At 44.9% G+C, this 12720-nt stretch carries 7 protein-coding genes and 1 pseudogene; all 8 read right to left on the bottom strand.

Translation table 11 applies throughout. The features are described from left to right. Positions 1-3: 3 nt before the first annotated feature. Entirely contained in the window at positions 4-1626 is a 1623-nt protein-coding gene (locus tag DWY79_RS21020) for a sialidase family protein (protein WP_005863836.1), read from the bottom strand. Positions 1627-1763: 137 nt separating this feature from the next. Further along, positions 1764-3329: a SusD family outer membrane lipoprotein NanU gene (gene nanU, locus DWY79_RS21015; protein ID WP_005863837.1), complete on the bottom strand. Its 1566-nt coding sequence runs from the start codon at positions 3327-3329 to the stop codon at positions 1764-1766. Positions 3330-3354: 25 nt separating this feature from the next. Then, positions 3355-6630: a TonB-dependent receptor gene (locus tag DWY79_RS21010; RefSeq protein ID WP_122115116.1), complete on the bottom strand. Its 3276-nt coding sequence runs from the start codon at positions 6628-6630 to the stop codon at positions 3355-3357. A gap of 47 nt (positions 6631-6677) precedes the next feature. Beyond that, positions 6678-7928, bottom strand: a complete 1251-nt coding sequence (locus DWY79_RS21005) for an MFS transporter (protein WP_005860494.1) — start codon at positions 7926-7928, stop codon at positions 6678-6680. Between the two features lie 103 nt (positions 7929-8031). Further along, positions 8032-9234, bottom strand: a pseudogene (locus tag DWY79_RS21000) (AGE family epimerase/isomerase). 3 nt (positions 9235-9237) lie between these two features. Beyond that, positions 9238-10155, bottom strand: coding sequence for a dihydrodipicolinate synthase family protein (locus tag DWY79_RS20995; protein WP_008773239.1), 918 nt, complete (start codon positions 10153-10155; stop codon positions 9238-9240). 141 nt (positions 10156-10296) lie between these two features. Then, a complete protein-coding gene (locus DWY79_RS20990) occupies positions 10297-11505 on the bottom strand; it encodes an ROK family transcriptional regulator (protein WP_005860500.1) in 1209 nt (402 codons plus the stop codon). A gap of 200 nt (positions 11506-11705) precedes the next feature. Then, on the bottom strand, positions 11706-12720 hold a 1015-nt coding region (locus DWY79_RS20985; RefSeq protein ID WP_233564029.1), incomplete at its 5' end, for an HlyD family secretion protein.

Below are 12720 nucleotides of genomic sequence, written 5' to 3'. Positions count from 1 at the left end.
TCTCTAAGGAATAAGATCTGTTAGCTTAATGGCTTGGAAGGTCATATGCGCCACGCTTGACTCGTAGAAGATTCCAACCGTTTCCTTATCGATCATGGAGAGACAGGAATATCCCCAGCCCTCGGCCTCGTCTAATAAGACTTGATGTTCCGTAGGCCAAGTAAGTCCGCCGTCCAGACTCGCCTTGATCGTGATATGATTACGCCCTTTTGTCGTATTCGGGTTGGAGAAGAGTAAAAGGTCTTTGCCGGTGATGTTGTCTTTGGCGTTTACCTTGATCAAGCTGGCCATACAAACGGGTTCCTGCAAGGCACTGCGGCTGGAAGGATGCTCTGTCCATGTCTTGCCTAAATCTTTTGTCGTGGCTACGGCACGGCTACCGCCCCGGTTATCGCGCATATTTAGCATCAATACGCCCGGCTCTACCTCGGCAACTTGCGCCTCCGTGGTATTCGTGCGGGCTAAGTTATGCAGGTGCCATGTTTTCCCGCGGTCTTTGCTATACATAATGCCGGCGTTGGGCACACGGGTAGCGTCGATAAACTGGATGGGGAAGACCAAAGTACCGTCTTGCATCGTGATGCCTCGTCCCGGGCCTTGCAATAGGAAATACCAAGACGGGTCTTTTACTTGAGACGTGATGTTGATCGGTTCGCTCCACGTCTTACCATCGTCCTCACTTTTCACGAGCATAAGTTGGGCGGTCTCGTCCGGTGTCATTCCCGGCATGGAGTTCCACCAAGCCCGTTCGTTACCCATACCATGCGTCCATGCGGCTACTACCCAGATCGTATTGGTCTTTTCGTCTACCAAGATCGATGGGTCTCCCACGCCGTTTTGTCCGTGGGGCAGGCCATCCGTTTGTTTGAAAGTCATGGCTACTCGCATCGGTTCCCAAGTTTGTCCCTTATCGGTACTGCGGCTTACTCCGATATCGATTTTCTCTTGCAGGTCCACGCTGCTATTATAGCGAATATCGTAGACTCCGAGTAATGTTCCGTTATTCGTCGTCACTAATCCCGGGATGCGGAAGGCCGCCGATCCGTCATCCCCGGCTTGGCGTACGCCGATACCTACATGGCGTTCGTCCACCTTTCCTTTCCAAGTGATGTCGATCGGTTTGTTGTTGATCTGGGCGTTAGGTATCGTAGTCGCTACTTTTGCCAATAAGGAAGTCTCTGGCTTCATCTGGATACTTACCCAGAAATAATTGATGCCTTTAAGCATCGGTTGTTTAGAGGTTAGTTTTACCGTGCGCGACAAGGGGGCGGTAACCTCATCTTGCCGTACGGAATAAGATTCAAGAGCCTTACGGGTATTTCCCGGTATATGGCTGGATATGTACGTAACGGGACTGAAATGTTCCCCTTTGCGGGATGGAGCTTCCACTCCGCTATAAAATAGACGTATCGCTTGGATGTCCGACAGATTGACATTGTCTCCGATCTGTATCGTGATCTCGTTTAATACATCCCCTTTTTGGGCCGGTATCCGCATCTCGTAAAGTACATTGTCGATCCGGTCTATCAAGATGGGGATTTGTTGCTCTCGCACATAAAGACTGTCTGCCGCAAAAGCCGTTTGTACGATGAAAAGAAGGCAGAAATACAGGAAAGTTTTTTTCATGATGTTTTTTGTTTGTAGGTTGAAATTAATAGATATGTGAATTCCAAAGGTAGCGATATTCATTCATATGAACAAAGCCCCTTTGGAATTCGTGCCAAAAACCTAGTTATATCCAATCGCCTTAAACCTATGTACGATTAGTATCCGGGAGTCTGTTTCAATGCGGGATTGTTTGTCAATGCATCCTCGTTGATCGGCCACAAAAGACGGGACTCTTGTGCGGTCGTGTATTTCAAGACATATTGATTACCGAAACGTCTCAAGTCATACCAACGCTTGCCCTCGAAGAAGAACTCGCGCAGCCGTTCTTTCAATATAGCTTCCATCACGTTCTCATCGCCCCCCTCAAATGGGTTATCGTTATAGAAACTTCCCTTGTCATTCGGATAAGCGACCTCGTTTTTATGTGCGTTGAAATATTCAGAACCGTAAGCACGCTCGCGTACGGCATTGATCTCCGTGGAAGGATCTTCTCCTAAGAGAGCTTTAGCCTCGGCTAGTAGTAACAGGGCATCGGCATAACGGTAAATAGGATAATCATCCAGCCAGTTACGTTCGTTGCTACCCTCCAATGTTGTTCCTTGGAATTTGTATGCGAATGGAGCGATGTACTTTATGCTTCCGTCTTCCTGTTTTTGATAAACAGCTTTCAAGGTTCCTGTCAGACGGGAATCATTTTCGCGGAAAGTTTTCCAGTAATGATCTTTCTTAACTTGGTAACGCATTAAACCGTGGAAATTATAACCCGGAATTTCCATGAATGGGGTTCCTGATTCATCGCAATAGTTTGCCATGTATTCACGTTGCGGAACCATGTTGTTTCGCCAATTATAATCTTTCCACATGGTGAATTCATCTTTGATACTCTTGAAAGCGAAGATGATCTCGCTATTCTCCTTATTCCCATAGGCGAATACATCAGTAAACTTATCCTGTAGCTTTAGGTTGCCGTTTTGTTGAAGATCTTGCAAAGCAGCCTTGGCGGTAGAATAATCTCCTGTACCTCCACCCATTTGGCGACCACTCCATAAATAAACTTCACCTTTTAGTATCAATGTGGCTGATTTAGACCAGTAGCCTTTTCCATATTTGTAAGAATAATCACTACCGAAAGCATTGACGGAAGCGTCAATGTCTTTCTTGATCTGGTCCATGACCTCACTTGCTGGAGACGCCGCTTTTTCCAAATGAGAGATATCCAGTTCGTTACCTAGAGTAGGTTCGGTTACCAAAATTACATCTCCCCATGAACGTAATAGATGGAAATAAATATACGCACGCATACCATATGCTTCACCTAAGAAGTAGTTCTTCTCATTTTCATCTAATAAGGTAGTCTCGTTGGTCTTACGGATCATGAGGTTTAATTGGTTGATTGTCTCATAGAAATCTCCAAAATTGCTGATGCCCGTAAATTCAGCGTTGATCGTATTATACGGATATCGTTCTACGCCTTGAGTGGCTTCACCTCCGAAAGGCTGGTCGCCATAAATATCGGCACGTGGTTCACCCAGTACGAATATATTATAGCTACGTAAGCGAAGCAAGGAATGCAGACCTGTATTGAATGCCTTGAATTGGTCCGATGATTTCCAATAGTTAGCATCGGAAATACTGCTGACTGGCTCCATGTCCAACGAGGTGCATCGATTGAATGTCAACAAGGACACAGCCACCATAAAGGTTATAAATATCTTTTTCATATGATGTTTAATTTTTATGCGTTAATTAGAAAGTTACAGATACACCCATAAGGACAGTCTTAGGAGTCGGATATCTACCATTGTCGATGCCTTGACCATAATAGGTATCTACGGCTGGTTCTGGTGATACTCCGGAATAACCGGTAAAGTAGCACAGATTTTGTCCGGTGACATAAACAGAGGCGTTTGACATAAACGCTTTATTGATCCATCTTTTCGGTAAGTTCCATGTCAATGTGATCTCGCGAAGTGCCAAGTAATCACCCTTTTCATAGAATCGTGAGCTGTTGTTATCTACAGCCGTAAGTCCGTTGTTGGAGCGGGTGATATTCTTTTTGCTCAATTGATCCGCATAGTAGAATTTCGGGATATCCGTATTCGTGTTCTCTTCAGACCAGCTTTGTTTAACCATGTCGATGATGTTAAATGAACCTTGGTATTGTCCGATAGAGCGTGCGGCCAAGTCGTTATACAATGTATGGCCTAATGCGTAGTCGAAACGGGCGTATAAAGAGAAATCCTTGTAAGAAACGGTGGTAGAGAAACCTCCTGTTACGTTCGGGAAGATATTGCCTACCTTCACACGGTCTAGATTGTTGATGACACCGTCACCATTCAAATCGGCCCAACATACGTCACCCGGCTCGATTTGTTGTTTTCCGGTTTTGTCTTTCAGGGCTTCCCATGCCGCTGGACCATATAATTCACCAATGGCGTCATAACGATTATTTGCGTTTGCTTTTACGTCATCCCAATCTTTGAAAATGTGATCTTGCTTGAATGCGAACAAGTCACCCAGCTTTCCTCCTTCTTGTTTTCCGCCAACCCAAACGACTTCGCCTTTTTTCGGATCCCATACTTGGTATCCACCTTGGCGGTTGTTCTCGTTTCCGTTTGCCGGAAGCTTGATGATCTTGTTGGCTACCGTAGATAAGTTAGCTGTTACGTCCCAACTGAAACCTCCTACATTATTTAAGATGTTAGCTTTTACCTCCATCTCAAAACCTTGGTTACGCAGTGTTCCTAAGTTGGTTTTGATACTTTTGAATCCCGTGTAATTAGGCAAATCCAGATCAGTCAACAAATCGGAAGTCGTACGGTTATAATAGTCTAAGATAAAGCTTAAGCGGTTATTGAAGAAACCTATATCCAGACCTACTTCGAAAGACTTACTTTGCTCCCAACGTAAACCGCTATTAACCAATTGGTCATTGTAAAAACCAACGGAATTGTTGTAGTTTGTTATGATATTTCCGTCTTTGTCTTTTTGTCCGTAACTACCGTATACGTCATAATAGCCTAATCCGTTTACATTACCGTTTACACCATAGCTGACACGTGGTTTCAGGTTCGAGATAATATCCGCTAATTTGGAGTCCTTGAAGAAATCTTCCTCCATGATGTTCCAACCTGCGGAGACACCCGGGAAGAAACCCCAACGGTGGTCGCTCAGTTTGGAGATACCATCATAACGAGCTACAACAGACAACAGATATTTGAGGTTGTAGTTATAGTTTACACGAGCGAAGCCGGAAAGGATACGATAGCCTTGTTTGTAACTGTATGAATACGTACGGTTACTTCCTGCGTTCAAGGTTGGGATATCATCCGAAGGTGAATTTTGAGTCTTGGCGTTTAACGTATATTGATGCCAATTGAAATACTCACCGCCGACCATGGCTTCCAAATTGTGCTTGTCCTTGAAACTATCAGAATATGTCAAGGTCACACTATGTTGCTGTTGATTTTCCTTTACATATTTCGCTTCAGCCTGGCGCGTTAGGTTCGGTGTGCTAGAGTTCTGTTGTTGATAGGCTTTATCAAATTTATCCGTTTGATTATCTACGTGATACAAAGCGCTATTAGCCTTTAATACTAATTTCTCGGGAATGATTTGCAAATCGAAACCTATGTTGTATGTTGAACGACGGATTCCATTTGTATTCGTTAGCTTGTCCTTGTAGTAAAGAGGATTACCATCACCGGTACCGAAACCGGAAGCGGGAGATCCATCTTCCATATAGGGGTTCCAAGTTGGGCGTTGGCTCATCGTACGATAGAAGAACTCGTATTGACCGATCCATAATCCCGGCGTACGAGACCAAGTGTAAGTCGCCCCGCCGTTTACAGTTAAGATCGGGAATATTTTATAGGAACCGTTTAACGTTCCGGAGAAGCGTTCGTAACTAGTACCTTTGATCAAACCATCTTCTTTGTAATAACCTAAACTAGCAGCGAAAGTACCCTTATCGTTACCGCCTGTAATGTTCAAATAATGATCTTGCGTGAATGAGGGGTCTTTGAAAGCTGCATCTTTCAATTGGCCTGAATAATCCTTAAATAAAAGTTGCTTTGTAGGATCATTGGGATCTGTCATTTGTTGCCAACCTTCGTTTAACAGACCTTTCGTCGTGTCATCTAGATAGCGAATGTCGAATAAATCGTTACCAACTCCATAGCCCATTTGGTTATCGATACCCGAACGTCCGGTTCGCTTGTATCCTAAGCGATTATAATAGATATAGTCCTCTGCGTTCAAGTAATCATATCCTGTACGGGCGAAGTTTGCTCCTCCTTTAAATTTATAGGAAACGGAAGCTACGCCTTCTTTTCCCCGTTTGGTCGTGACAAGGATTACACCGCCATTCGCACGTGCTCCATAAATGGCCGTTGAGGCAGCATCTTTTAATACTTGGATGGACTCGATATCTGAAGGGTTGATATCTGCCAAAGAGTTACGAACGATACCGTCTACCACTACCAAAGCTCCATTGTCTTTTCCGGTCATGGTAGCTCCACCACGAAGTACGATATTGGGGTCTTTACCCGGCTGGCCACTTATGTTTACTACGCGTAAACCGGAAACCGTACCTTGTAAAGATTGTCCGGCATTGGCCATAGCTGCATTTTCCAGTACGGCGTTATCCAATTTAGAGATAGAGGTTGTCAAGGTCGCTCTCTTTTGTGAGCCACCGTAACCGGTTACCACTACTTCGTCTAGCTGTTCGGCGTTTTCTTGTAGGATCACGTCTACTTTGGCCTTTCCGGCTACTGGAACTTCTTGTGTCTTGTACCCAATGAAAGAAAATACTAATGTGGCGTTCTTGTTGGATACGGTGAGAGTGTAATTACCGTCGAAATCGGTAATCGTTCCATTTGTCGTGCCTTTTTCAACGATAGACGCACCGGGGACACCCATGTTGTAGGTATCCAGCACTGTTCCGGAGACTGTCTGCTCTTGTCCGTACATAAATGCCGGAAGTAGGAGCGCAAGCATTAAGAGCAGTAGATTCTTCTTCATAATGAATTACTTTTTTGTTGTTTATTTAGTTTATTGGATGAGATTAATTAGCATTCGTCGGTCATATTAGCGACTTTCGGACGTAAGAAGATCACTTGGATTAAAAGTGCGATGAGTACCAATCCGGCTAGCATGGCGAAGTCATGGCCAAGATTACCAGCGTCGGTAGATTTTCCTAGTATATCCGTGATGGCGGCTCCGGCAAATACACCGGTCATATTCATAATTCCATAGGCTGTAGCCCGATAACGGGGGGAGATGAATTGGCAAAGGATAGGCATATTATTGGCGTCGAATATACCATAACCGATACCGAAGCAAAGACCACCGCCGATAATCATCGGGAAGTTGTGCCCAAATCCTAGTAATAGGAGAGAGGGTATCGTTAATGCCAAACCAATGGCGCCTGTGTATACACGTCCCCGGACATTCCGCTGGATCCATTTATCGGATAAAATACCTCCGGCGATTACCCCTATAAAGGAAGAGATAGCGATCGTGAATGTAGATAACGGACCGGCCTCGGACATATCCAACGAGAGATTTTCAGCGAATAGGGTAGGGAGCCAGTTCTTTGTCGCCCAACCCGGTAAGCTCGGCGTGGCGAAATAAAGAAGAATGATCCAAAAAGCGATGTTCGTGAATAACATCCCTAATCCTTTAAACGCACCGGAAATCGGATTCTCTTTCGGATAATTTTCCAGTTTTACGGCTTGTTCGACATGATCTTTCTTATCGTGTAAGAAGATGATCAAGACCACGCTATAAGCGATGCCGATGATACCAAACCAATGGAAAGTCGTTTCCCACGTATAAGCGCTGGCCACCGTAGCTCCGAATCCTCCCAAGGCTTGGCCTACGTATAGACCTGTCATATGGATACCTACGGCTAATGACCGTGTTTTCTCTTGGTGATAATCTGTGATAAGCGATAATCCGGCAGGAATATACAGGGCCTCACTGACCCCCATCAAGGCACGTAGGTAATAGATCTGATTGAAATCCGTGCAATACCCCATCATCAAAGTCACGAAGGACCAGACAAATAAGCTACCCACGATTAGCCACTTCCTGTTTACCCTGTCTGCCACCATACCGGCTACAGGGCTCATGAATCCGTAGATCCAGAGGAAGACTGCCATCAAACGTCCGAAGTTCGCCGCAGATTCTAGTTCCACGATATCCACCATCATAGCTGATTTCATGGTTGATAGCATCTGGCGATCCATATAGTTCAGTAAGGCGACAACCCATAGTAAACCGACTACGATCCAAGGATATAATTTCTTATTTTTCATTTGATTGAGGAAAATAAAAAGGAAAACAAAGCCTTAGAAACATTAGGAGCCACGGTTGTGACCCCTGATGTCAATTGACCGATTTTCAGTATTTTAGATAAAGTTATTTAGAAAGAATTTCGTCGCAGAGTAAACTACATTTGAGAAGCATTCTAGGAATGTGGAACGGACCTTTGAATAGATTGCCTTTGGCAGATTGAGAGACACTACCATCGAAGTGTAGGTAGCCATACCATTCCCCATATTCTTTGTCGGGGAGATGATTAAATGTGTAATCGTTTATTAGTTTGTGCATTTCGAGATATTTGGCGTCGCCAGTCGCTTGGTAGGCGTAAAGCGTAGCGATAACCGCCTCGCATTGTGGCCACCAAAACTTCATGTCGTGCCAATACTCTTGGGGAGGGAAGTTTTTGCAATCCTTGAAATAGTTGATTCCGCCGTACGTCTTATCCCAGCCCCAGTCCCAAGACCAGTTGAGGATTTGTAAACCCATCTCTTTCAGTTGGGGGTCCCATCCTCGGTATTTGGCCTCTTCCAAGATAAACCATGCGGTCTCGATGGAGTGGCCGGGATTGATGGTACGCCCGGCGATAGAGTCGATAAACTCACCGTTGGGTCCTACTGTCTCCAAGATAGCCTTGAATTCGGGATGCATGAAATCACGGCGTAACTCGGCTATGGAATCATCGATTTGTTGTGTAAGTATGGGATCGTTTATGGCCTCACGGATGCGTGCCGCCGTATCGATCAGTATCATGCAGAAAGAATGGCCTTTCGCCACGAGACCTTCACGAAATTTAGGCTCCAATAATCCCGGGGTATTCTTATAGTGCAATACTTGCTTGAATAAGTTCACGGCCTTCTCGGCATAGCCTTTGTCACCTGATGCCAATGCATAGTGGGCCATGGCGATCGCTGCGAAAGTCTCGGAGAATACGTAACGGCGTTTACGTACAGGGATGCCTGCCGCTGTTACCTCGAAGAACATACGTCCGTCCGTATCAAAACAATGTTTCTCGATGAAATCGATACCGTTTTTACAGGCTCTCAGCCATTCTTCGTTCTTCTCAATGTGATTATAGGCATATGCCAAGATAAAGGCGAATCATCCTTGGAACCAAACGGATTTAGTAGAGTCCATCAGAGTACCATCCCGGTCTACGCAAGTAAAGTAACCGCCGTTCTCTTTGTCCAGTCCGTATTTCATCCAAAAAGGAAGAATATTGGAAAGAAGCTCATTCCGATAGGTCTTGCCCCAATAAGCTAGATATTCCGATGGATTAGATAAATTGTCAAACGCTGCCATACCTTAGAATTTATTACATCTTTCAAAGAAATTGATAGCCTCTAATTCCGCTTTCATTGCGGCCTCTTCTTCGTCCGTCATATTCCGGAACGGGGTACGGTTCTTGCCGAGATCTAATCCGATCAATTTCATGATGCGTTTTCCTCCGACGATATTACCACGGTAATTGCAGATAACGTTAATAACCTCCTGAGAGAAGTTTTGTCTCTCGCGAGCTGTCTCTAAGTCACCGGCTGCCCAAGCCTCTAGGATACCGGTTAATTCTTTTCCGTTATAGTTTGTGGTACCACCGATACCTCCTTGCGCTCCACCCATCGCAAGGCAAGGAAGAATCGTTTCATCCTGTCCGTGCAACATGTCGAATTTACCATCCTTGTATAAACGACATTGATTGTATTCGTATAAGCTCTCGTATGTATATTTGATACCGGCGAAATTAGGGATACGCCCGTCTACTGCTTTTAAGAAATCCAGCATAGGGAGGAAAGCGTTGTTAAACGCAGGGATATGATAGTAGTAAAACGGTAAGGCAGGAGCGCCGCAAGCGATCTCCTCGCAGTACTTTACCAATTCCTCAATTCGACCGATACGAGGGAAAGGGGTAGCCATAGCGCCAATACCCCAAGCGCCGATCTTTTGAGCATGTTCCGCTAAATTACGACTAGACTTAACGCATGTGCTACCTACGTGCACAATTACCTTAAAGCCTTCCGGAGCTGCTTCCATCCATTTCTCGGCCAATTTCATGCGTTCTTCCTCTGTCAGCATATAACCTTCTCCGGAAGAACCATTGATGAACACGCCTTTCAGTCCGTTTTTCACAAGAAGTTTCGCATAAGCTTCAATTGGCTCGTAATTAACTTCCCCGTTCTCATGGAACGGAGTGAAGGGAGCATCGATCAGTCCTTTAATTTTATCCATACCTGCGTTATTTTTATGAGTTTTAACCTCTGATTTTAATTACGATGCAAATATAAATAAAATATTTTAATAATAAACCAATATTTTATCAAGAAAATGAAATAATTATTTGATTTTTATTTAATTCCTTTGAAATGATTGTTAAATCATACCTAGAATTTTAGATCGAGATAGCAGGCAGGCCCCTAATATGCCCGCTCTTTCACCTAATTTGGATACTTTGATCTGTGTATCACGGGTTACCAAGTTTAAAGAGTACTTCCTAACGGCACTTTTAATAGGTAGACTTAAATATTCTCCCGTTTGCGACAAGGGCCCACCCAGTACGACCAGTTCTGGATTGAAAATGTTCATCAATCCTGCTATTCCTTTACCTAGATTAAAACCGATCTCCTCCAGTATCTCAATAGATAGCATATCCTCTTTGTGAATAGCGTCGATCAAGTCAGAGAGTCCGATGTATTCCCCGGCATCGATTTTACTGGCCAATATGGTGTTGCTACCCTCTTTATACCGCTCAAGGAGGGTACGGTACAGGGCAGAACCGGAAGCTCCAGTCTCGAGGCATCCTTTTTTACCGCAATGGCAAAGAATCTCATTCTCGAAGAAGCTGAAGTGCCCAAATTCTCCGGAGAAGCCTGATTTCCCGAAATAAACCTTGCCGTCTATGATGATACCGATACCTAATCCCCAAGATATATTGATGAATAGGATATTTTTCTCTCCTTTTACGACTCCTTGAAGATATTCGCCGTAAGCCATGGAACGGGTGTCATTCTCTATATAGATCTTTATATGTAGTTTTTCCTCAAGGATTTGAGACAAGGGCTTCTCCTCAAAGTAAAAAATGCTATAGCTATATCCGGCGAAAGGATTTACCCGTCCGGATATATTAATGCCAATGCTTAATATCTTTTCCCTTGGGATCGGCAACGAGTTTATAAATTCATTGATACATTCGCAAAGATGGTCTAAAGCGGCTGGTGTGTTTTCGAGTGTATAAGGGATATTCTGCTCAATGCGGATCTTATCTCCTTTAAAATCTAATATGGCTAGATTCAGTTGATCTTTCAGTATATCTACGCCCACAAAATAGCCGGATACGGGATTGAGCCCGTAAATACTAGGTTTACGCCCTCCGCTAGTCTCTTGTTTTCCAAAGTCGAGTATATAACCGTCCTCTTGTAATTCGCTAATTAGCTTAGTGACGGTGGGGATACTGAGATTCATTTCTTTACATACCTCCGCTATAGTAGCGTCTCCATTGGCCATATAATAATGTATGATCTTCTTTTTCAGAAGGCCACTGCGAGTATTGTCATCGGACGAGAGCAAGAACTTAGTTGTCATGGTTATACCTTTATTGAGTGATTAGGGCAAAGGTACAATAAGTTTTTTCAAAAACTAAGCGTAATAAAATAAAATTTTTTCATAAGGAGCTGTCTTAATTGTAAGAATTTGTAATAGAAGTTGAATGACATAGTCTGCGGCGAACTCTGTCACTCGTGACATCTGTGATAAACGCATAGGAAAGAAAGGATAATATTACACTAAAATCCTTCTTTCACGATCCGTTTGATCGGGAGGAAGAATCGTTCGATCAGGCGTAATTCTTCCGTTACGATCTCCGCGGAGGCTTGCGTCTCGGGCGAGACGGGCAGGTCGATACCGTAATTGGTTCTCAGGCCCTCTGGAAAATCGATATCCGCCGTATAGTACTCGTCGGTGGGGACCAATGAGATATTCGATACCACGCCATTTACCACTCCAAACTCCTGATCCGGGAAATTGGAGAAACGGACGATCGCCCGCTGGCCTCTCCGGACTTTTCCCGAGCGTGCTATCGGTATGCGCACCTTCCCCACCAGCCGGCCCTCGCCTTGCGGCACGACGGTGAAAGCCACCTCTCCGGATGGGATATACTGGTTCTCATTCCAGTACTTAGTGAAAGTTACGACACCCCCTACCGGGGCGATGAGGCAATAACGTAACCTCCACTCGTTCATGCTGTTCAGCAATTGTTCCCGGGCGGTCTGTAATTCCTGCCGTAGCGTAAATTCTTTCTCGCTCCGCTCCAGCGTCAGATCCAGCAAGGATTGCTCTTGCTCCCCGATCTGTATCCGGAGATTCTCGGCCGAGGCTGCCGCCCCTTCCAGCGAATAACGGCTTTGCAGCAGGGAAGCCCGTGCGGTCTCATGCTCGTAGGAGGAAATCACGGACCGGCTATACAATAATGAATCCCGGGCGTATTGCCGCCTTGTCAAGGCGAATTGCTCCGAGAGGGTCTTCCGCTGCCGTTCGGTCTCGTTATAGTAAGCCTTATACAACGCTATCTGTTTGCGGATGGAGGCCATTTTTTGCGGATAATAATCGATCTCCCTGTAATTGATGCAGGCATGGAGCGCCGAGAGTAGTCCCGAGTAAGCCGCTTGCATATCACCCAGCGATAGCTCCTTGTACTTTGATAATGCCTTGTCCAGGCTATCCACGTCGCTTCCGGATCGTTCCAACGCCTTATCCAGATAGATGGCATCGTCCGTGTCGGCGTGATTCTCTATGACCGCC

Origin of the sequence: Parabacteroides sp. AF27-14 (genome assembly GCF_003635425.1) — a bacterium.
Taxonomy (GTDB): domain Bacteria; phylum Bacteroidota; class Bacteroidia; order Bacteroidales; family Tannerellaceae; genus Parabacteroides; species Parabacteroides distasonis.
This window is presented reverse-complemented; position numbering and strand designations above follow the sequence as displayed.